Genomic DNA, 19736 nt, shown 5'->3' on the forward strand with positions numbered 1-19736 from the left:
AGACCCTGTAGCCACTATAGGGTCAAGCACCCATTTGGAGATTGTTGCGATGAAGATCGGCGAATTGGCCAAGCTGACCGACTGCCCGGTGGAAACCATCCGTTATTACGAGAAGGAAGGCTTGCTGCCACCACCGGCACGCACCGAGGCCAACTACCGCGTGTACACCCAGGCGCACACCGAGCGGTTGGTGTTTATCCGCAACTGCCGCAGCCTGGACATGACCCTGGAAGAAATCCGCAGCCTGCTGGGCTTACGAGACAGCCCGCAGGACCAATGCGAAAACGTCAACGCGCTGATCGACGAGCATATCCACCATGTCAAAGCGCGGATCGACGGCCTGTTGGCATTACAGGAACAGCTGATCGACCTGCGCCAGCGCTGTGGCAGCGGGCCGGAGCTGGATCAGTGCGGGATATTGCAGCGGCTGGAGGTCAGCGGCAGTGTCGCCGCCAGCGAGGCTGAGCCTTCGCATGTGGGCAGAAGCCATGGGCATTAATTCAGCCTGGTAACCGAATCAAAGTGTGGGAGGGGACTTGCTCCCTCCCACACAAGCCCACACCTTTAGACTGAGGCAGGCTTTAGATGGCGACGTCGGCTTTAATGCTTGGGTCAGCGTTGTAACCGACGATTTCGAAGTCTTCGAACTTGTAGTCATAGATCGACGCAGGCTTACGCTTGATCACCAATTCCGGCAGCTTCTTCGGCGTGCGCGCCAGTTGGGTCTGGATCTGTTCCATGTGGTTGCTGTAGGCGTGGGTGTCGCCGGTGGTGACGATGATCTCGTGGGGGATCAGGTCGCACTGCTGGGCCAGCATGTGGGTCAGCAGCGCCAGCGCGGCGGTGTTGTACGGCAGGCCGAGGAATACGTCGGAGCTGCGGATATACAACTGCATCGACAGATGGCCGTCATGCACGAACGCCTGGTACAGCAGGTGGCACGGCGGCAGGGCCTGCTTGCCGTTGCGCGCATTTTCCTGGGGGCTCTTGGTCTCGTCCGGCAGGTACTCGACGTTCCAGCCGTGGAACAGAATGCGGCGGCTGTTGGGGTTGGTCTTCAGCGTCTCGACCATGTAGTCGATCTGATTGATCGTGCCGCCGTCCTTGGTCGGCCAGGCGGTCCACTGCTCGCCGTATACCGGGCCCAGATCACCGTCTTCGGTGGCCCACTCGTCCCAGATACGCACGCCGTTCTCGTTCAACCACTTGATGTTGGTGTTGCCGCTCAACATCCAGATCAATTCGTTGGCGATGCTTTTGAAGTGAAGCTTCTTGGTGGTCAGCAGCGGGAAGCCGTCGGCCAAGTTATGCCGATACTGACGGGCAAACACAGCCTTGGTGCCGGTGCCGGTGCGGTCGCCCTTGGTCAGGCCATTGGTCACGACGTCGTTCAGTAGTTCGAGATATTGCTTCATGTCATTACCCGTATCGGTGCAGCCGAGACCTCGCAGGCCTCGGCATTCGAATTCAAAGCGCGGTGTTCTTCAACGGTTGCGGACGGTTGTACGCCCACCACAGCAGGCCCAGGCCGACAATGATCATCGGCAGACTGAGGATCTGGCCCATGGTCACCCAACCGAACGCCAGGTAGCCCAGTTGCGCATCCGGGACGCGCACGAACTCGACGACAAAACGGAAGATGCCGTAGAACAACGCGAACATACCCGACACAGCCATGGTCGGCCGTGGCTTGCGCGAGAAAATGTACAGAATGAGGAACAGTGCCACACCTTCCAGGGCGAACTGGTACAGCTGCGACGGATGGCGCGGCAATTGCGCCGGGTCGCTGAACGGCGGGAACACCATGGCCCACGGCACGTCGGTCGGCTTGCCCCACAGTTCGGCATTGATGAAGTTACCGATACGCCCGGCGCCCAGGCCGATCGGCACCAGCGGCGCAACGAAGTCCATCAGCTCGAAGAACGACTTGCCGTTGCGACGGCCAAACCACCAGGCGGCGAGCATCACGCCGATAAACCCACCGTGGAAGGCCATGCCGCCCTTCCATACCTCGAAGATCAGCGTCGGGTTGGCGATGTAAGCGGGCAAGTCGTAAAACAGCACATACCCCAGGCGTCCGCCGACGATGACCCCCATCGACAACCAGAACACCATGTCGGAGAGTTTCTCCTTGGTCCAGGTCGGGTCGAAACGGTTCAGGCGCCGGGAAGCCAGCAGCCAGGCGCCGCCGATGCCGATCAGGTACATCAACCCGTACCAGTGGATTTTCAGCGGACCGATGGCCAGGGCCACCGGGTCGATCTGCGGGTAAGGCAGCATTGCGACTCCTCGTTAAATCATTCGTTATGGCGACCGGGACCATGCCCGGGCGCGATTAAGGCTGCGTTACAGCAAGAAATTCAAACCCACGCAAAACAGCAGCCCGGCAAACAGGCGTTTGAGCAAGCGCGGCGACAAACGGTGCGCCAGGCGCGCGCCGAAGCGGGCAAACACCATGCTGGTCAGGGCAATGCCCAGCAGCGCCGGCAAATACACGAACCCTAGACTATGAGCGGGCAGCAGCGGGTCATGCCAGCCCAGAATCATGAAACTTAATGCACTGGCCAGCGCAATCGGCAGCCCGCAGGCCGACGAAGTGGCCACCGCTTGCTGCATCGGCACGCTGCGCCAGGTCAAAAACGGCACGGTCAGCGAACCGCCGCCAATCCCGAAAATCGCCGAGGCCCAGCCGATCACCGTGCCCGCCAGGGTCAGACCGAGCTTGCCCGGCACCGTTCGACTGGCCTTGGGCTTGACCTCCAGGGCCAACTGCACGGCGATGATCAGCGCGAACACGCCGATGATCTTCTGCAAGTGGGGGCCGGAAATCGCCTCGGCGGTCAGCGCGCCAAAACCGGCGCCGATCAGGATGCCCACGGTCATCCACACAAAGATCGGCCAGCGTACCGCGCCCCGTCGATGGTGCTCACGCACGGCGTTGATCGAGGTGAAGATGATCGTCGCCAGGGACGTGCCCACGGCCAGGTGGGTCAGCACCTGCGGGTCGAAGCCCTGCAAGGTGAAGCTGAACACCAGCACCGGCACGATAATGATCCCGCCGCCCACGCCAAACAGCCCGGCGAGCACCCCGGCACAGGCGCCCAGCAGTAAATACAGCAGAAATTCCATGGGAGCCCCCAAACCAAGTCCGGCATGTTAACGGATGGAAGGCATGCGACCCAACTGGATACGATGGAACGCCCGCGCCAGTGTAGGTAGAGTGGCCAAACACACAAAGGGAGATCGCCTGATGTGCCTGATTGTTTTCGCCTGGCGGCCGGGCCATGCCCAACCGCTGATCGTCGCGGCCAACCGTGACGAGTTCTACGCCCGCCCCAGCCTGCCGCTGGCCCAATGGCCGGATGCGCCTGCGGTCTATGCCGGCCGCGACCAGGAAGCGGGCGGCACCTGGCTGGGGGTGAACGCCGACGGACGGTTTGCCGCCCTGACCAATATCCGCGACCCGCATCAACCGCCGGCCCGCAAGTCGCGTGGGGAACTGGTGGCGCGGTTTCTCAGCGGTTCGCTGCCGCTTGAGCAGTATTTGGCGGAGATCAACGGCCGCGCGATTGAATATGCCGGGTTCAACCTGTTGGTGGGCACGCGGGATGAACTGTGGCATTACAACGCCCGCGACAGCGTGCCTACGCAGCTGCCCGCCGGGGTGTACGGCCTTTCCAATGCAGGGCTCGACACGCCATGGCCGAAATTGCTCAAGGCCAAGGCAGCGCTGGGCGAGGTACTGGAGAACCCGCAGCCGGAAACCTTGCTGGATATCTTGAGCGACCCGCAGACCGCGCCGTTTGCCGACTTGCCGGACACCGGCGTGGGCTTGGCGACCGAGAGTTTGCTATCAAGCGTATTTATCGCCAGCCCCAGTTATGGGACACGGGCGAGTACAGCGCTGATTGTGAATGCGGACGGCACGCGGCAGATGGTGGAGCGCAGTTTTGGGCCGCACGGTGGGCGGCTCGGCGAAGTCGAACTCAACCTGTAGGAGCGAGCTTGCTCGCGAAAAACGTCAACAATGACGCGCCCCCCCTGAATGCACGCAGTACCCTCAGGTTTTTCGCGAGCAAGCTCGTGTGCTGACTGACACTCCGTAATCGGGGGCAAGTCGAATCGTCGCACCGCCCCTCCCACATTTTTGATCGGCGCCAGGTTTTAGAGGGTCTTGGCAGAGGCCGGGTTGATCATCCGCGTCAACCCCAGGTTCTTCAGCGCCAGTTGCAGCGAGCTGTGGATAACTTGCGGGTTGTCGATGGTCATCAGCTCGGCCAGCAGTTCCTTGGCCATGCTCAGGTTGACCTGGCGCAGCAGCCACTTCACCTTCGGCAAGTTGGTGGCGTTCATCGACAGGCTGTCAAAGCCCATCGCCATCAACAGCACCGCTGCCGCCGGATCGCCGGCCATTTCCCCGCAGATGCTCACCGGCTTGCCTTCGGCATGGGCGTCGCGCACCACATGTTGCAGCGCTTGCAGCACCGCCGGGTGCAGGTAGTCGTAGAGGTCGGCCACCCGTGGGTTGTTGCGGTCCACGGCCAGCAGGTATTGGGTCAGGTCGTTGGAGCCCACCGACAGGAAGTCGACCTGCCGCGCCAGTTCCTTGGCCTGGTACACCGCCGCCGGAATTTCGATCATCACGCCGATCGGCGGCATCGGTACGTCGGCGCCTTCGTCGCGCACCTCGCCCCAGGCGCGGTGGATCAGGTGCAGGGCTTCTTCCAGCTCATGGGTGCCGGAGATCATCGGCAGCAGGATGCGCAGGTTGTTCAGGCCTTCGCTGGCCTTGAGCATGGCGCGGGTTTGTACGAGGAAAATTTCCGGGTGGTCGAGGGTGACGCGAATCCCGCGCCAGCCGAGGAAGGGGTTGTCTTCCTTGATCGGGAAATACGACAGTGACTTATCGCCGCCAATGTCCAGGCTGCGCATCGTCACCGGCAACGGATGGAAGGCGGACAGTTGCTCGCGATAAATCGCCAGCTGCTCCTTCTCGCTCGGAAAGCGCTGGTTGATCATGAACGGCACTTCGGTGCGGTACAGCCCCACCCCTTCGGCGCCGCGTTGTTGCGCGCGGGCCACATCGGCGAGCAGGCCGGTGTTGACCAGCAGCGGCACGCGATGCCCGTCGAGGGTCACGCAGGGCAGTTCGCGCAAGGCGTCGAGGCCCTGGGACAGCTGGCGTTCCTCTTCCACCACCTCGGCGTACTGCTTGCGCATCACTTCGCTGGGGTTGGTGAACACCTCGCCACGGTTGCCGTCGACGATCATTTCGATGCCGTCGACCTTGGAATACGGCAGGTCCACCAGGCCCATCACCGTCGGAATGCCCATGGCCCGGGCCAGGATCGCGACGTGGGAGTTGCCCGAACCGAGCACCGAGATCAGGCCCACCAGTTTGCCTTCCGGCACTTCGCCGAGCATGGTGGCGGTCAGTTCTTCACTGATCAGGATGGTGTTGTCGGGGTAGACCAGGTTGGTGGAACGGTCTTCCTGCAAGTAAGCGAGCAGACGGCGACCGAGGTCGCGCACATCCGAGGCGCGCTCGCGCAGGTAGGCGTCGTCCATCAATTCGAAACGGTTGACGTGATCGGAGACCACCTGGCGCAGCGCGCCCTGGGCCCACTGGCCGGTCTTGATCACGTTTTTGACTTCGCTGCCCAGCGACGCGTCATCCAGCATCATCTGGTACACCTCGAACAGCGCTCGCTCTTCGGGGCGCAGTTGGGTGGCGAGCTTGTTCGACAGGTTGCGCATGTCGGCGCGCACGCCTTCCAGGGCGGTCTTGAACAGTTTGATTTCGGCGTCGATGTCGCTGACGGTCTTGTCCGGCACCACATCGAGGTCGGCCGGCGGCAACATGACCACGGCCGTACCGACGGCCGCACCTGGCGAGCCCGGTACGCCGACGAACTTGGCTTCCTGGATGCCCTTGCCCTGGCGCCCCAGGCCGCGAATCGAGCCGGTGGCTTCGGCATGGGCGATCACCCCGGCCAATTGCGCGCTCATGGTCACGAGGAAGGCTTCTTCGCCTTCGTCGAACTGGCGGCGTTCTTTCTGCTGGATGACCAACACGCCGACAACGCGGCGGTGGTGAATGATCGGCGCGCCGAGGAACGAGGCGTAGCGCTCTTCGCCGGTTTCGGCAAAGTAGCGATAACGCGGGTGATCAGCCGCGTTTTCAAGGTTCAGGGGTTCTTCACGCGTCCCTACCAAGCCCACCAGACCTTCATTGGGCGCCATGCTGACCTTGCCGATGGAGCGCTTGTTCAAGCCCTCGGTCGCCATCAGCACAAAACGGTTGGTCTCGGGGTCCAGCAGGTAAACCGAGCAGACCTGGCTGCCCATGGCTTCCTTGACGCGCAACACAATAATCCCCAACGCCGCCTTGAGATCCTTGGCGGAGTTAACTTCCTGGACGATCTTGCGCAGCGTATTGAGCATGGCTCGGGGTCGAACTCCGTCGTCAGTCGCGCGTTAAAAGGCGCGGGGCAAGCTCTTTGAGAGCGCGACGATAAACCTCGCGCTTGAATGTCACCACCTGGCCCAACGGATACCAATAACTGACCCAACGCCAGCCATCGAACTCCGGTTTACCGGTCAAATCCATCCGCACCCGCTGCTCGTTGGAGATCAGGCGCAGGAGAAACCATTTCTGCTTCTGGCCGATACACAGCGGTTGGCTGTGGGTACGCACCAGGCGTTGCGGCAAACGATAACGCAACCAGCCACGGGTACAGGCCAAAATTTGCACATCTTCGCGCTCAAGGCCGACTTCTTCGTTCAACTCGCGGTACAAGGCGTCTTCAGGGGTTTCGTCAGGGTTGATCCCACCTTGAGGAAACTGCCAGGCATCTTGGTTGATTCGGCGAGCCCATAGGACCTGTCCGGAATCATTCGTAAGAATAATCCCGACATTAGGACGGAAACCATCGGGGTCGATCACGGCAACAACCTCGCAAACGCATGTCGTCGCATTGTTCCACAAAGGTTGTTCCAGCGGCAACGAGGCTTCTTAGCTTATGTGCAGTCTTGTGAAAAGACCGTATTCTGGACGCCTTTTTACAGACTTTTCAGCGGGTAACTGTAATGCGCCTGGCTTTATTCGACTTGGACAACACGCTTCTGGGGGGTGACAGCGATCACGCCTGGGGCGATTACCTCTGTGAACGCGGATTTCTCGACCCGGTGACCTACAAGGCACGCAACGACGAATTCTATCAGGACTACCTGGCCGGCCAGCTGGATAACGCGGCCTACCTGAATTTTTGCCTGGAAATCCTCGGCCGCACCGAAATGGCCCAATTGGAGGCATGGCACAACGACTACATGCGCGACTGCATCGAGCCGATCATGCTGCCGCAGGCATTTGAACTGCTGGCCAAGCACCGCGCCGCTGGCGACAAGCTGGTGATCATCACCGCGACCAACCGCTTCGTCACCGCGCCAATTGCCGCACGCCTGGGCGTAGACGCCCTGATCGCCACCGAATGCGAGATGGAAGACGGCCGCTACACCGGGCGCAGCACCGATGTGCCGTGCTTTCGCGAAGGCAAGGTGACGCGCCTGAACCGTTGGCTGGAAGAAACCGGGCACAGCCTGGAAGACAGCTACTTCTACAGCGATTCGATGAATGACTTGCCGCTGCTGGAGCAGGTGACGTATCCGATCGCGGTAGACCCGGACCCGAATCTGCGGGCTGAGGCCGAGAAGCGGGGCTGGCCGGTGATTACGCTGCGGAGCTGATGGCCCTATCGGGGGCAAGCCCCCTCCCACATTTAACTGCATTTCAACGGATGTACGCGGTTAAATGTGGGAGGGAGCTTGCTCCCGATGCAGACAACTCGGTGTAAAGCCTTAAACCGGCTTGGCCCCCATCAACCCCGCAATCGCCACAAACCCCACCAGGCTGACCACCGCCAATGCCAAGGTGAAATTCAGGCTACCGCCCTCGCCCTTGCGCAAGCGATTGAGCCGCGCCACCAGCCAGAACCAGCACAGCGCCGCGACGGTGTAGAGCAGGCTGGAACCCAGGATCCAGGTCTGCCCCAGCGGCCAGCCGACCAGATGCACCAGCCACCAGCCGGTAAACGGCATGCTGATCAGGCAGATCCCCATCAACAACCATACGAACGCCCACGGGCGCTGCACGGTGATCGCCGGGCCGGCACTGCGTTTGCGCCAGGCCAGCAGCGCCAGGCCGAGGCCGCTGAGCAGCAGCAACACAGTCGCCGCCATGTGGATAACTTTGAGGGTGGTCAGGGTTTCCATGTGTCGTCTTCCTTAAAGGCCGCCCCAATCAGCGTAGTCGCTCAACCGAGGAACAGTTTGTAAGCCGGGTTATCGCTTTCATCCCAGTATGGGTAGCCGATGGCTTCAAGGGCTGCCGATACCAGATGGCGCTCGTCCGCCGGGACTTGCAGGCCGGCGACCACGCGGCCGTCGGCTGCGCCGTGGTTGCGATAGTGGAACATCGAGATGTTCCAGCGCCCGCCTAATTTGTTAAGAAAGTTGAACAAGGCGCCCGGCCGCTCCGGGAATTCGAAGCGAAACACCACTTCATCGCTGACCTTCGCCGCGTGCCCGCCGACCATATGGCGGATGTGCAACTTGGCCAGTTCGTTCTCGGTCAGGTCGAGCACCGGGAAACCCTGGCTGGTCAGGCTGGCGATCAATGCGCTGCGCGGATCGTTTTCCGGATGGGTCTGCACGCCGACGAAAATGTGCGCCTCGCGGCCGGAGTGGTAGCGATAGTTGAATTCGGTGATCTGGCGCTTGCCCACGGCCTCGCAGAACGCCTTGAAGCTGCCCGGCTTCTCGGGGATGGTCACGGCGATGATGGCTTCGCGGCCTTCACCCAGCTCGGCGCGCTCGGCCACATGGCGCAGGCGGTCGAAGTTGACGTTGGCGCCGGAGTCGATGGCCACCAGGGTTTGCCCGGTGACGCCACGGCTCTCGACGTATTTCTTGATGCCCGCCACACCCAAGGCGCCCGCTGGCTCGGTGATAGAGCGGGTGTCGTCATAGATGTCCTTGATCGCCGCACAGATTTCATCGGTGCTGACGGTGATCACTTCGTCCACATAGTCTTTGCAAATGTCGAAGGTGTACTGGCCGATCTGCGCCACCGCCACGCCATCGGCAAAAATCCCCACGGTCGGCAGCACCACGCGCTCGCCGGCGGCCATGGCGGCCTGCAGGCAGTTGGAGTCGTCCGGCTCGACGCCGATGATCTTGATCTCCGGACGCAGGTATTTCACATACGCTGCGATACCGGCGATCAACCCGCCGCCGCCGACCGGCACGAAGATCGCGTCCAGCGGCCCAGGGTGCTGGCGCAGGATCTCCATCGCCACGGTCCCCTGCCCGGCAATGGTGTGCGGGTCGTCGTAGGGGTGAATGTAGACGTAGCCTTTTTCGTCGACCAGTTTCAGCGAGTAGGCCAGGGCTTCCGGGAACGAATCACCGTGCAGCACCACTTTGCCGCCACGGGAACGCACGCCTTCGACCTTGATTTCCGGGGTGGTCTTGGGCATCACGATAGTGGCCTTGACCCCCAGCACCTTGGCCGCCAGGGCCAGGCCCTGGGCATGGTTGCCCGCCGAAGCGGTGACCACGCCGCGCGCGCGCTCATCGGCCGTCAACTGGGTCAGCTTGTTGTACGCGCCGCGAATCTTGAACGAGAACACCGGCTGCAAGTCTTCCCGCTTGAGCAAGACCTTGTTGCCCAGCCGCTCGGAGAGCTGGCGGGCGGCCTGCAACGGGGTTTCTATGGCAACGTCGTAAACGCGCGAGGTGAGGATCTTTTTGACGTACTGTTCAAGCATCGGCAGGCATCACTGGGCGGAGTGGGCAGGGTCGACGAGTCTAACTCAGCGTTTGGCCGGGCGACCACACGAATCCAAAGGTTTTGATGGGTTATACTCGCGCCCTCTCTACTCCCCGCCCGTTCCGGAGCCCGCATGACCCAGGATCAACTCAAACAGGCAGTGGCCCAGGCCGCCGTCGATTTAATCCTTCCTAAACTCGATGACAAGAGCATCGTCGGCGTCGGCACCGGCTCCACTGCCAACTGCTTCATCGATGCGCTGGCCAAGCACAAGGGCGCGTTCGATGGCGCCGTGGCCAGCTCCGAAGCCACCGCCGCGCGCCTCAAGGGCCATGGCATTCCGGTGTACGAGCTCAATACCGTCAGCGACCTGGAGTTCTACGTCGACGGCGCCGATGAAAGCGACGCGCACCTGAACCTGATCAAGGGCGGTGGCGCGGCCCTGACCCGCGAGAAGATCGTCGCGGCCGTGGCCAAGACCTTTATCTGCATCGCCGACGCCAGCAAACTGGTGCCGGTACTCGGCGCCTTCCCGCTGCCGGTGGAAGTGATCCCGATGGCCCGCAGCCACGTGGCCCGCGAGCTGGTGAAGCTGGGCGGCGACCCGGTGTACCGCGAAGGCGTGTTGACCGACAACGGCAACATCATCCTCGACGTGTACAACATGCAGATCACCAACCCGGTGGAGCTTGAGACGCAGATCAACGCCATCGTCGGCGTGGTCACCAACGGCCTGTTCGCCGCACGCCCGGCTGACGTGCTGCTGCTGGGCACCCCGGAAGGCGTGAAAACCCTCAAGGCCTGATGCACAACCGAATGTGGGGTCGGCGGTGTGTTCAGGCTTCTGGTTTCTTGAACACGTAGAACAGGTTCGGCTCGCTGACCAGGTACAACGTACCCGCGTCATCCATGGCGATCCCTTCGGCCTGCGGCACCCGCGTATTCAGGCCATGGCGCCCGTTAAGCAGCGACAAACTGCTTAACGGGCGACCGTCGATATCCAGCTCCAACACCAGGAACGATTCATCCGACAGCGCCAGTAAATGGCCGCTGCGTTCGTCGTATTGCAGGCTCGACAGGTCGCGCACGAACAGCCCGGCATCGCGCTTGGGGTTGTTGATGACGTGGACCGAGTAGGTTTTTTCCGGTTTGAAATGGGGAAACCCATGAACCTCATAGATCACCATCGGGTCGCGTTCCTTCGCCACGAACAGGCGCTTGCCCACCGAGTCGTAGGCAAGCCCTTCAAACCCCTTGTTGCCCCCCACATGCACACCCAGGGTCATCTGCTCCGCGTCGGCGGCGTCGAGGAACTGCGTATCGTCATCCACATGCACCTTGATCAGGCGCTGTTGGCGCTCATCGCTGATGACATAGATGTTGTCGCTGATAAATTCCACGGCCTCGGCATCTCCGAAGCCAACCAGGGGAATCCTTCGCAGGATCTTGCCAGCGAGGGACAGTTCGACCAGCTCGGCGTTTTTGTTGGTGACGGTAAACAGGCTTTTACGCACCGGGTCGTAGGTCAGCGCGGAGACGTCGTCATCCAGGCCTTCGATCACCTGGCCCTCGACGCTGACCCGGTAATCCGCCAGGCCAATGGCGCGGTCGCCAACAGGCTGGCCCCACACCTGCCAATTGAACCAGGCCCGTTCGAACAGACGAAACTGTTGTGCGACAACGCCCGCGCCCATCAAGGCGATCAGCACCAGTATGAAAAAAGCCGGTTTGGGGCGGGCAAGTCGACGCATCGGGCGGGCTCAAAGTCAAAAATGGCGAATGAATATCACGCCCGCCTGAATTTAAACTTAAACGCGCCCGGTGTGTGGCGTATGCCGCGGATAGAGAAATATCCGACGTAATCGGTTGTTATTTCTGCTTTTCGAAACGATAGAACAGGTTCGGCTCACTGACCATGTAGAGGTTGCCGTTCTCGTCCAGGGTCACGCCTTCGGCACGCGGGATCGTGTTCTTGAGGCCGTTGAAGCCGCCGAGCAAGGTCATGAAGCTGACTGGCTCGCCCTTTTCATCCAGTTCCAGCAGCAGGTGGGACTCGGCCGACAGCGCCAGCAGGTGCCCGGTGCGCGGATCGATGGCCAGCGCCGAGAGGTTGCGCATGTCGAGCTTTGTATTGGCGAGCTTTTGCTTGTCACCGACCAGGGTCTGGCTGCCGTCGCTTTTCCAGGTGAACAGCGCCGGCGGGCGTTCTTCGCCGAGCACGAACTGCTGGTTGCGCTTGTCCCAGGTGACGCCTTCAAAGGCTTTGTTCTGGTCTTTGGACGGGCCCAGGTCGTAACTCGGGAAGTCGGCCTTGTTCAACGCCGTGGTGCTGGCGTCGACCTTGACGATGGTCAGGCTGTGCTGGCGTTCATCGACCACGGCAATCAGGCCGTTTTCCATCACCGTCACACCTTCCGGGTTGTTCCAACCGTTAAGGGGCATCTTGCGCAGCACATCGCCTTGCAGGGTCAACTCGACGAGGAATGGATTTTTGCCCATGACGGAAAACAGGGTTTTCGTCTGCGGGTTGTAGGACAGGTCCGAGGCCTCGTCCTTCTCCATACCGGGCAGCAGCTTGGCGTCGATGACGGCGCGGTAATCCGGGAGCCACACGCTCGCTTGGCGTTTGGCCGGGCTTTCAAAACGCTCCACGACCCACAACACACCGCGATCGTCCCAATGCATGGCCCAGGCAACGCCATACACGATCGCCCCGACCAGAAGCAGCCAGGAATACCAGCGCAGAGCAAAACGAGAGCGTGGCTTGGGGGTGAAGGTAGGCAGGGACACGGCCATTGGGCGCTTTTTCCGGAAAGTCAGCGTTAGGTGATAGCACAGGAATAACCGGCCCGCGCGCTAGAGGCTGAAGATTATCCGGATGGGGTGTGAAAAATATGCAAACAACCGAAACGGGTGCGGGAGCTGTGGCGAGCGAGCTTGTTCGCTCGCCACAGGGTTGTGCCGAAGTTAGCGAACGCTGCTTTCGAAGCGGGTCACACCGGACAGTTCCAGCACCAGCTTGTCATCGACATTCAACGGCCCAACGCCAGCGGGGGTGCCGGTGAGGATCACGTCGCCGGCCTGCAGCGAGAAGCAGCCGGCCATGTACTGGATCATCGGGATGATCGGGTTGAGCATGGCCGCGCTGTTGCCATTCTGGCGCACTTCGCCGTTGATGCTCAGGCGAATGCCGATATCGGTCAGGTCCGGGAAGGTGCTGCCGACCACGAACGGCGCGATCACCGCCGCGCCGTCGAAGGACTTGGCGATTTCCCACGGCAAGCCCTTGGCTTTCAATTCGGCCTGCTTGTCGCGCAGGGTCAGGTCCAGGGCCGGGGCGAAACCGGAGATGGCATCGAGCACTTCTTCGCGGCTGGGCTTGGTCGACAGGGGTTTGCCGATCAGCACCGCAATTTCCGCTTCGTAATGCACCGAACCACGTTCGGTGGGAATGCTGAAACCGCCTTCCAGTGCCACAACGCAGCTGCCCGGCTTGATGAACAGCAACGGTTCGGTCGGTACCGGGTTATCCAGTTCCTTGGCATGTTCGGCGTAGTTACGCCCAATACACACCACTTTACCCACCGGGAAGTGGATGTTGGTGCCGTCGACATACTTGTGCTGGTAGCTCATGGATCGACTCCTTCAGGGGCGGTTAAACAGCGAAGATCTTGCCGGGGTTCATGATCCCGTTCGGGTCAAACACCGCTTTCACGGCCTTCATGTATTCGATTTCAACCGGCGAGCGGCTGTAGGTCAGGTAGTCGCGCTTGGTCATGCCCACGCCGTGTTCGGCGGAGATCGAGCCGTTGTACTTCGCCACGGTTTCGAACACCCACTTGTTCACGGTGGCGCACTTGGCAAAGAACTCGTCCTTGCTCAGGTTTTCCGGCTTGAGGATGTTCAGGTGCAGGTTGCCGTCGCCGATATGGCCGAACCAGACAATCTCGAAGTCGGGGTAGTGTTCGCCGACGATCGCGTCAATTTCCTTCAAGAATGCCGGCACTTTCGATACCGTCACCGAAATGTCGTTCTTGTACGGCGTCCAGTGGGAAATGGTCTCGGAGATGTACTCGCGCAGTTTCCACAGGTTGTGCAGCTGGGTTTCGCTCTGGCTCATCACGCCGTCCAGCACCCAGCCCTGCTCGACGCAGTGCTCGAAGGTTTCCAGGGCGTGGTTGGCGACTTCTTCGGTGGTGGCTTCGAATTCCAGCAGTGCGTAGAACGGGCACTCGGTCTCGAACGGCGCCGGCACGTCACCACGGCCGAGGACTTTGGCCAGGGCCTTGTCAGAGAAAAACTCGAAAGCGGTCAGGTCCAGCTTGCTTTGGAATGCGTGCAACACCGGCATGATCGCGTCGAAGTCGGTGGTGCCGAGCACCATCGCGGTGAGGTTTTTCGGCGCACGATCCAGGCGCATGGTGGCTTCCACCACAAAACCCAGGGTGCCTTCGGCGCCGATGAACAGCTGGCGCATGTCGTAGCCGGTGGCGTTCTTGATCAGGTCGCGGTTCAGTTCCAGCACGTCGCCTTTGCCGGTGACGACCTTCATGCCGGCGACCCAGTTGCGGGTCATGCCGTAGCGAATGACCTTGATTCCGCCGGCATTGGTGCCGATATTGCCGCCAATCTGGCTCGAACCGGACGAAGCGAAGTCCACCGGGTAGTACAGGCCGTGCTCTTCGGCGACGTTCTGCAATTGCTTGGTGACCACGCCCGGCTGGCACTTGGCGGTGCGGTCGGTGAGGTTCACCTCGAGGATCTGGTTCATATAGTCGAACGAGACGACCACTTCACCATTGGCCGCAACGGCGGCAGCCGACAGGCCGGTACGCCCACCGGACGGCACCAGCGCGACCTTGTGCTCATTGGCCCAGCGCACGATGGCCTGCACCTGTTCAACCGTCTTGGGGAATACGATGGCAGTCGGGGCCGGGGCGAAGTGCTTGGTCCAATCCTTGCCGTAAGCCTCCAGGGAGTCGGCGTCGGTCAGCACTTTGCCGGGCTCAACCAGGGTCTTTAGCTCATCAATCAGGGCAGGATGGGTCATCGACAGAACTCTCGAACAATTCATGGTCATCCTGAGAACGCTTCACGTCGCAGGAATAGGTGTTTAGCGGGGCGCGTATGCTAGCATACCGCCCCCGTAGGACAGAGCCCAAGGGCGTTCTGCGGTGACGGCTTTCCTGCCGTCCGGGTCAGCTCTGTGCCCTGATTTACCAATACGTTTCTGTTTGACGAGTGGCTGTTGTCGTCAGGCAAGGCGCCGCGACGACTCATAGCTCTGGCTATGGGGAGGAGCGGCAACGCAGCATGACGGCAACAGACGCCGTCAAACGGGAACAGTATTGGTGAATCAGGACACATCCGGCGATCCGATTCCCTGCCATTTTTCTCCGGGATACAGGTTTACGCAGATGAGCAAGACTTCTCTCGATAAGAGCAAGATCAAGTTCCTTCTTCTGGAAGGCGTCCACCCATCGGCTGTCGAAGTTCTGAAAGCCGCCGGGTATACCAGCATTGAGTACATCACCAGTTCTCTGCCGGAAGCCCAGCTCAAGGAAAAGATCGCCGACGCGCACTTCATCGGCATTCGCTCCCGCACTCAGCTGACCGAAGAGGTCTTCGATCACGCCAAGAAACTCGTGGCGGTCGGCTGCTTCTGCATCGGCACCAACCAGGTCGACCTTAACGCAGCGCGCGAGCGCGGCATCGCGGTGTTCAACGCACCGTACTCCAACACCCGTTCCGTCGCGGAGCTGGTGCTGGCCGAGGCCATCCTGCTGCTGCGCGGCATTCCGGAGAAGAATGCCTCCTGCCACCGTGGCGGCTGGATCAAGAGCGCAGCCAACTCCTTCGAAATCCGCGGCAAGAAGCTGGGGATCATCGGTTACGGTTCGATCGGCACTCAACTGTCGGTCCTGGCCGAAAGCCTGGGCATGCAGGTGTTCTTCTACGACACCCTGACCAAGCTGCCACTGGGTAACGCCACGCAAGTGTCGAGCCTGACCGAGCTGCTGGGCATGTCCGACATCGTCACCCTGCACGTGCCGGAAACCGCTGAGACCCAGTGGATGATCGGCGAGAAGGAAATCCGCGCGATCAAGAAAGGCGGCATCCTGATCAACGCCGCCCGCGGCACCGTGGTCGAGTTGGACGCCCTGGCCGACGCGATCAAGGACAAGCACCTGATCGGCGCCGCCATCGACGTGTTCCCGGTGGAGCCACGCTCCAACGACGACATCTTCGAAAGCCCGCTGCGTGGCCTGGACAACGTGATCCTGACCCCGCACATCGGCGGCTCCACCGCTGAAGCCCAGGCCAACATTGGCCTGGAAGTCTCGGAAAAGCTGGTCAAGTACAGCGACAACGGTACGTCGGTGTCCTCGGTCAACTTCCCGGAAGTGGCCCTGCCGGCTCACCCTGGCAAGCACCGTCTGCTGCACATCCACCAGAACATCCCGGGTGTGATGATGGAGATCAACAAGGTCTTCGCGGAAAACGGCATCAACATTTCCGGTCAGTTCCTGCAGACCAACGAGAAGGTCGGCTACGTGGTGATCGACGTCGACGCCGAGTACTCGGACCTGGCGCAACAGAAGCTGCAACACATCAACGGCACGATTCGTTGCCGCGTGTTGTTCTAACGCTTCAAACGCCCTACGAAAAATGGGAGGCCCGCAGGGGTCTCCCATTTTTTTGTCTGAACAAATCTTACTTGACGTTAACCGTGATCACTTTCGACGCTACAGTCGGGTTGAACTGCATGTGCAGTTTATCGCCGGCGACCAGTTGCAAGGTGTGCTTGCCAGGGGTCAGGGTCAGCTCGGTTTCGGTCTGGGCCTTGCCGAAGTGGATTACGCTGTCGGTGGCCGGGATCGGCACGCTGGCGTCGGGCAGCGCCTTCTGGTCGACCAGCAGGTGATGGTGGCCGGTGCCTGGGGTCTGGTCGGTGGCCGGGGCCAGTTTCAGACCTTCCATGCCGAACTTGACGGTGAAGGTTTTATCGACGGTGGCGCCGTCTTTCGGCGAAACGATAAACACTTTGGCATTTTCAGGTGGCGCGCTGCGAGGGATGCCGTCTGCGGCGGTCACCAACATCGAAGCACCCAATAGTACGCCGGCAATCGTTACACGAGACAAAAGGGCTTTCATTCGCTTCTCCACTTTTCTATGAAATTTGTAGGGTTATGACAACTTAGCGACTAATTGCTGTCCAAGGCACTCAACACCATAACAAAGCGATGCTGAACCGCGCCTCGCACATTCGAATTATTTAGGAGTGACCATGCGCTTTTCGCCTGGCCTGTTACTGCTGCTTCCTCTGATGAGCCCCTTGGCTCACGCCGAATTGATCGATGATGTGTTTGACCGCGGTGAACTGCGCATCGCCCTCGAGGCCAATACCCCGCCCTTCAACTTCAAGGACGGCGAGAAACTCACCGGTTTTGAAGTGGAACTCGGTGAACAACTGGCCAAAGAGATGGATGTGCGCCCCTCGTTCATCACCACCGACGACAGTGACATGCTGCCCGGCGTGGCAAGCGGCAAGTACGACGTGGCCATCAACCATATCGCTATGACTGCCGAGTTGCAGGATCAGTTCGATTTCAGTGAGCCTTATCGCGACAAGCCGGCGCTGGCCATTCCGTTCCAGAAGGGCAACCCGGCGTTCAAGGCGAGCCTGGACAATGCGCTGCAACGGGTGAAAGCCGATGGCCGGTTGAAGGCGCTGGGGCAGAAGTGGCTCGAAAGCGACACGGCGGAAGTCAAAGCACAGTAAATCAAAATGTGGGAGGGCTTGGGAGACGGGCCAGGGCTTGCGCCGCCTCAAGCAACTCCAACTCACTGAACACCAGCACCCCATGGCGCTTGAGCAGCGCCGCCGTGACACCCTCGCCGCTCACCTTCACACCGCTGAAAGTGCCGTCATAGGTCAGCACATTGCCACAGGACGGGCTATTGGCCTTGAGCACGGCGATACGGATATTGTGGCGCTGCACCAGCGCCAACGCCTGGCGGGCGCCGTCGAGGAAGGCGGCGCTGAAGTCCTCGCCCGCGGCGGTCAGCACCTGGGCGCGGCCCTCCCACACGTCGATACCCTGCCCGCCCGGAATCTCAGCGGAAGGCCTGGGCGTGGGCAAACCGCCCGCCACTTCCGGGCAGATCGCAACCACGCGGCCTTCGGCCTGCCATGCCGCCAGTTGATCGAACGGCCCGCTGGCGCCGCCGTCATAGCGCACTTTGTGCCCGAGCAGGCAGCGGCTGACGAGAATTTTTTCCATGCTTAAAACGGCTCGTTACCGCGCCGACGAAACCAGCCGGTCAGCGACAGGCGCTCGCGGGTAGCAGGCAGCACTTCGTGGGGCACTTCGCCGGACAGGAACACCACCAGGCAACCTCCGCTGGGCACCACGTCGAGTTCGACGCCGTCCTTGAGGTACATGCGCAACTGGCCGCCGTGTTCCGGCAGCCACTCGTCGTTCAAGTAGATCACCGCCGAGACCGTGCGCCGGTCGTCGTCGCGAAACCGGTCCAGGTGCCTGAGGTAAAACGCCCCCGGCGGGTACATCGCGAAATGGCTTTCGAAATCTTCCAGGCCGAGGAACAAGCTGCGGTTTATCGCCAGGCGCAGGCTGTCCATCACCGTCATATAGCGGTCGCAGACGACGGCGTCGCCCTCCTCCAGCCACTGGATATGGTCGCCACGAATACCCTCGCGAATCTCCTGGGCCGGCCCGCGCCCGACCGCCGCCGGGGCCAGCTCACCTTCAGCCGCACGTTTACGGCACTCAGCCGCCAGTTCCAGGGTCAGAGCCTGGGGCAGGAAGCCGTTTTGCTGCGACCAGCCCTTTTCGGCCAGGTCGTCGACAATGCGTTGCAGCAATGGGTGATCGTGGGATATTTGCATGGCGCGCATAGTATCCATACGCCTGTGAATCCGACAGAGCCGCTGAGCGTCTGAACGCACTTTAGTCAGGTGACTGATAGGACTTCTCGACAAATCCTACGCCCGACACGGACAATAGTGGCCGACTGACAGGAGTCCATATGCGTCGTTTGTTTTTTTCCTTGCTGATGTTCTGCGTTTTGCCCGCTTGGGCAGACGGCCATGACCAGTTGTACAAGGTCGCCGGCTGGGCCGAACAACGCGCGCATTTCAATGACGCCCTCAGTGCCGCCCAGCAACGCTACCGCAACAGCCTGCCGCCAGCGGTGTACCAGGCGCTGGTCGACAACAGCAACAAGCGCTTCGCCGCCCAGGCCGTGGACCGGCGCGCCGAAGCCCAACTGCGCAAGCACCTGGCGGACCCGGCACCGGCCCTGGCGTTTTTCCAGTCGCCGCTGGGGCGCAAGATTGTCGCTGCCGAACTGCTGGCCACCCGCCGCGACCAGCTGGCAAAAAATGCCCAAGGCCTGCCGCACATCGAAGCCGACGCCACCCGCAGCCTGATCATCGGCCACCTGGCCCAGGCCCTGCCCGCCCGCGAAGCCGGCGCCGAAGTCAGCCTGGCGATCGCCGGCGTGGCGGCCGACAGCTTGAGCCAGATGATCCCCGGCCTGTTGGGCGGCGGCCAGGCCCAGGGCATGCTGGATGGACAACGCGAACGGCTGATGCAACAGATCGGCAATGACCTGAACAACACGTTGCTGTACGTCTATCGGGATTTGTCCGACCCGGAACTGGAAGAATTCGCTACGTTTGCCGAGTCGCCGCAGGGGAAGGCGTATTACCAGGCGGCGTTGGCAGCGGTCCGCGCAGGCTTGGCGGTCGGTCAAAGCACCTCAAGCCTGGCGCAGTAGGAAATGTGGGAGGGGGCTTGCCCCCGATAGCGGTGGGTCAGTATCAGATGTGCTGACTGACACCCTGCTATCGGGGGCAAGCCCCCTCCCACATTTGGTCCGT

21 protein-coding genes are annotated in these 19736 nt (G+C 61.2%); 7 read left to right on the top strand and 14 right to left on the bottom strand.

The genetic code is table 11. The features are described 5' to 3' along the window. Positions 1–49 precede the first annotated feature (49 nt). Complete coding sequence (gene cadR / locus LQ249_RS29630) at positions 50–499, top strand: Cd(II)/Pb(II)-responsive transcriptional regulator (protein ID WP_017845051.1); 450 nt, start codon at positions 50–52, stop codon at positions 497–499. Between the two features lie 82 nt (positions 500–581). On the opposite strand, the gene LQ249_RS29635 is transcribed toward cadR, so the two are convergent. From LQ249_RS29635 to LQ249_RS29645, 3 genes are all read right to left on the bottom strand, one after another. Next, positions 582–1415 carry a thymidylate synthase gene (locus LQ249_RS29635; protein ID WP_057003969.1) on the bottom strand — a complete coding sequence of 278 codons (834 nt, stop codon included), beginning with the start codon at positions 1413–1415 and terminating at the stop codon, positions 582–584. 52 nt (positions 1416–1467) lie between these two features. After that, positions 1468–2280 (bottom strand): prolipoprotein diacylglyceryl transferase, encoded by an 813-nt coding sequence (gene lgt, locus LQ249_RS29640; RefSeq protein WP_057003970.1) that lies wholly within the window; start codon positions 2278–2280, stop codon positions 1468–1470. A gap of 66 nt (positions 2281–2346) precedes the next feature. Beyond that, complete coding sequence (locus tag LQ249_RS29645; protein WP_017845054.1) at positions 2347–3129, bottom strand: sulfite exporter TauE/SafE family protein; 783 nt, start codon at positions 3127–3129, stop codon at positions 2347–2349. A gap of 121 nt (positions 3130–3250) precedes the next feature. Here LQ249_RS29645 and LQ249_RS29650 point away from each other — a divergent pair, with 121 nt between their 5' ends. Further along, positions 3251–3997 carry an NRDE family protein gene (locus tag LQ249_RS29650; protein ID WP_169881781.1) on the top strand — a complete coding sequence of 249 codons (747 nt, stop codon included), beginning with the start codon at positions 3251–3253 and terminating at the stop codon, positions 3995–3997. A gap of 167 nt (positions 3998–4164) precedes the next feature. On the opposite strand, the gene ptsP is transcribed toward LQ249_RS29650, so the two are convergent. Next, positions 4165–6444 carry a phosphoenolpyruvate--protein phosphotransferase gene (ptsP, locus tag LQ249_RS29655; RefSeq protein WP_017845056.1) on the bottom strand — a complete coding sequence of 760 codons (2280 nt, stop codon included), beginning with the start codon at positions 6442–6444 and terminating at the stop codon, positions 4165–4167. 22 nt (positions 6445–6466) lie between these two features. Next, positions 6467–6946: an RNA pyrophosphohydrolase gene (locus LQ249_RS29660; protein ID WP_026139795.1), complete on the bottom strand. Its 480-nt coding sequence runs from the start codon at positions 6944–6946 to the stop codon at positions 6467–6469. A gap of 143 nt (positions 6947–7089) precedes the next feature. Here LQ249_RS29660 and LQ249_RS29665 point away from each other — a divergent pair, with 143 nt between their 5' ends. Next, complete coding sequence (locus tag LQ249_RS29665) at positions 7090–7746, top strand: HAD family hydrolase (protein WP_046381729.1); 657 nt, start codon at positions 7090–7092, stop codon at positions 7744–7746. Positions 7747–7857: 111 nt separating this feature from the next. Here LQ249_RS29665 and LQ249_RS29670 read toward each other — a convergent pair whose 3' ends face one another. Together LQ249_RS29670 and ilvA are read right to left on the bottom strand one after the other, a co-directional pair. Beyond that, complete coding sequence (locus tag LQ249_RS29670; RefSeq protein ID WP_017845059.1) at positions 7858–8271, bottom strand: DUF2269 family protein; 414 nt, start codon at positions 8269–8271, stop codon at positions 7858–7860. Positions 8272–8312: 41 nt separating this feature from the next. Beyond that, the gene (gene ilvA, locus LQ249_RS29675; RefSeq protein WP_017845060.1) at positions 8313–9827 is read right to left on the bottom strand and encodes a threonine ammonia-lyase, biosynthetic; all 1515 of its coding nucleotides are present in this window, start codon (positions 9825–9827) and stop codon (positions 8313–8315) included. 135 nt (positions 9828–9962) lie between these two features. Here ilvA and rpiA point away from each other — a divergent pair, with 135 nt between their 5' ends. Next, a complete protein-coding gene (gene rpiA / locus LQ249_RS29680; RefSeq protein ID WP_079444884.1) occupies positions 9963–10634 on the top strand; it encodes a ribose-5-phosphate isomerase RpiA in 672 nt (223 codons plus the stop codon). Between the two features lie 31 nt (positions 10635–10665). Here the strand turns inward: rpiA and LQ249_RS29685 are convergent, their stop codons facing one another. The 4 genes from LQ249_RS29685 to LQ249_RS29700 all read right to left on the bottom strand — a co-directional run bounded on the left by LQ249_RS29685 (position 10666) and on the right by LQ249_RS29700 (position 14879). Next, positions 10666–11580: an SdiA-regulated domain-containing protein gene (locus LQ249_RS29685; RefSeq protein ID WP_108524858.1), complete on the bottom strand. Its 915-nt coding sequence runs from the start codon at positions 11578–11580 to the stop codon at positions 10666–10668. Between the two features lie 118 nt (positions 11581–11698). Then, entirely contained in the window at positions 11699–12625 is a 927-nt protein-coding gene (locus LQ249_RS29690; RefSeq protein WP_169881783.1) for an SdiA-regulated domain-containing protein, read from the bottom strand. Positions 12626–12796: 171 nt separating this feature from the next. Then, positions 12797–13462 carry a fumarylacetoacetate hydrolase family protein gene (locus LQ249_RS29695; protein ID WP_128192468.1) on the bottom strand — a complete coding sequence of 222 codons (666 nt, stop codon included), beginning with the start codon at positions 13460–13462 and terminating at the stop codon, positions 12797–12799. 22 nt (positions 13463–13484) lie between these two features. Continuing rightward, positions 13485–14879 carry an FAD-binding oxidoreductase gene (locus LQ249_RS29700; protein ID WP_046381725.1) on the bottom strand — a complete coding sequence of 465 codons (1395 nt, stop codon included), beginning with the start codon at positions 14877–14879 and terminating at the stop codon, positions 13485–13487. Positions 14880–15246: 367 nt separating this feature from the next. Between LQ249_RS29700 and serA the strand changes: the two genes are divergently transcribed. Beyond that, entirely contained in the window at positions 15247–16476 is a 1230-nt protein-coding gene (gene serA / locus LQ249_RS29705; protein ID WP_017845066.1) for a phosphoglycerate dehydrogenase, read from the top strand. A gap of 67 nt (positions 16477–16543) precedes the next feature. On the opposite strand, the gene LQ249_RS29710 is transcribed toward serA, so the two are convergent. Continuing rightward, complete coding sequence (locus LQ249_RS29710) at positions 16544–16984, bottom strand: DUF4399 domain-containing protein (protein WP_046381724.1); 441 nt, start codon at positions 16982–16984, stop codon at positions 16544–16546. Positions 16985–17117: 133 nt separating this feature from the next. Between LQ249_RS29710 and LQ249_RS29715 the strand changes: the two genes are divergently transcribed. Then, a complete protein-coding gene (locus tag LQ249_RS29715) occupies positions 17118–17612 on the top strand; it encodes a transporter substrate-binding domain-containing protein (RefSeq protein ID WP_046381723.1) in 495 nt (164 codons plus the stop codon). Between the two features lies 1 nt (position 17613). Here LQ249_RS29715 and LQ249_RS29720 read toward each other — a convergent pair whose 3' ends face one another. Further along, complete coding sequence (locus LQ249_RS29720; RefSeq protein WP_079444887.1) at positions 17614–18114, bottom strand: DUF523 domain-containing protein; 501 nt, start codon at positions 18112–18114, stop codon at positions 17614–17616. A gap of 2 nt (positions 18115–18116) precedes the next feature. Beyond that, positions 18117–18749, bottom strand: coding sequence for a 2OG-Fe(II) oxygenase (locus LQ249_RS29725; protein WP_057003976.1), 633 nt, complete (start codon positions 18747–18749; stop codon positions 18117–18119). Between the two features lie 131 nt (positions 18750–18880). Between LQ249_RS29725 and LQ249_RS29730 the strand changes: the two genes are divergently transcribed. After that, positions 18881–19633, top strand: coding sequence for a DUF2059 domain-containing protein (locus LQ249_RS29730; protein ID WP_017845071.1), 753 nt, complete (start codon positions 18881–18883; stop codon positions 19631–19633). The last annotated feature ends 103 nt before the right edge of the window (positions 19634–19736 follow it).

The organism is Pseudomonas sp. 7-41 (genome assembly GCF_021233075.1).
In the GTDB taxonomy this organism is placed as follows: domain Bacteria; phylum Pseudomonadota; class Gammaproteobacteria; order Pseudomonadales; family Pseudomonadaceae; genus Aquipseudomonas; species Aquipseudomonas veronii.

Coding starts and splice junctions, on each gene's coding strand:
- LQ249_RS29650 (WP_169881781.1), top strand. CDS start 3,251: ATGTGCCTGATTGTTTTCGCCTGGCGGCCGGGCCATGCCCAACCGCTG.
- ilvA (WP_017845060.1), bottom strand. CDS start 9,827: ATGCTTGAACAGTACGTCAAAAAGATCCTCACCTCGCGCGTTTACGAC.
- LQ249_RS29695 (WP_128192468.1), bottom strand. CDS start 13,462: ATGAGCTACCAGCACAAGTATGTCGACGGCACCAACATCCACTTCCCG.
- LQ249_RS29685 (WP_108524858.1), bottom strand. CDS start 11,580: ATGCGTCGACTTGCCCGCCCCAAACCGGCTTTTTTCATACTGGTGCTG.
- LQ249_RS29710 (WP_046381724.1), bottom strand. CDS start 16,984: ATGAAAGCCCTTTTGTCTCGTGTAACGATTGCCGGCGTACTATTGGGT.
- LQ249_RS29725 (WP_057003976.1), bottom strand. CDS start 18,749: ATGCGCGCCATGCAAATATCCCACGATCACCCATTGCTGCAACGCATT.
- LQ249_RS29730 (WP_017845071.1), top strand. CDS start 18,881: ATGCGTCGTTTGTTTTTTTCCTTGCTGATGTTCTGCGTTTTGCCCGCT.
- serA (WP_017845066.1), top strand. CDS start 15,247: ATGAGCAAGACTTCTCTCGATAAGAGCAAGATCAAGTTCCTTCTTCTG.
- cadR (WP_017845051.1), top strand. CDS start 50: ATGAAGATCGGCGAATTGGCCAAGCTGACCGACTGCCCGGTGGAAACC.
- LQ249_RS29665 (WP_046381729.1), top strand. CDS start 7,090: ATGCGCCTGGCTTTATTCGACTTGGACAACACGCTTCTGGGGGGTGAC.
- LQ249_RS29690 (WP_169881783.1), bottom strand. CDS start 12,625: ATGGCCGTGTCCCTGCCTACCTTCACCCCCAAGCCACGCTCTCGTTTT.
- LQ249_RS29635 (WP_057003969.1), bottom strand. CDS start 1,415: ATGAAGCAATATCTCGAACTACTGAACGACGTCGTGACCAATGGCCTG.
- rpiA (WP_079444884.1), top strand. CDS start 9,963: ATGACCCAGGATCAACTCAAACAGGCAGTGGCCCAGGCCGCCGTCGAT.
- LQ249_RS29700 (WP_046381725.1), bottom strand. CDS start 14,879: ATGACCCATCCTGCCCTGATTGATGAGCTAAAGACCCTGGTTGAGCCC.
- lgt (WP_057003970.1), bottom strand. CDS start 2,280: ATGCTGCCTTACCCGCAGATCGACCCGGTGGCCCTGGCCATCGGTCCG.
- ptsP (WP_017845056.1), bottom strand. CDS start 6,444: ATGCTCAATACGCTGCGCAAGATCGTCCAGGAAGTTAACTCCGCCAAG.
- LQ249_RS29645 (WP_017845054.1), bottom strand. CDS start 3,129: ATGGAATTTCTGCTGTATTTACTGCTGGGCGCCTGTGCCGGGGTGCTC.
- LQ249_RS29720 (WP_079444887.1), bottom strand. CDS start 18,114: ATGGAAAAAATTCTCGTCAGCCGCTGCCTGCTCGGGCACAAAGTGCGC.
- LQ249_RS29670 (WP_017845059.1), bottom strand. CDS start 8,271: ATGGAAACCCTGACCACCCTCAAAGTTATCCACATGGCGGCGACTGTG.
- LQ249_RS29715 (WP_046381723.1), top strand. CDS start 17,118: ATGCGCTTTTCGCCTGGCCTGTTACTGCTGCTTCCTCTGATGAGCCCC.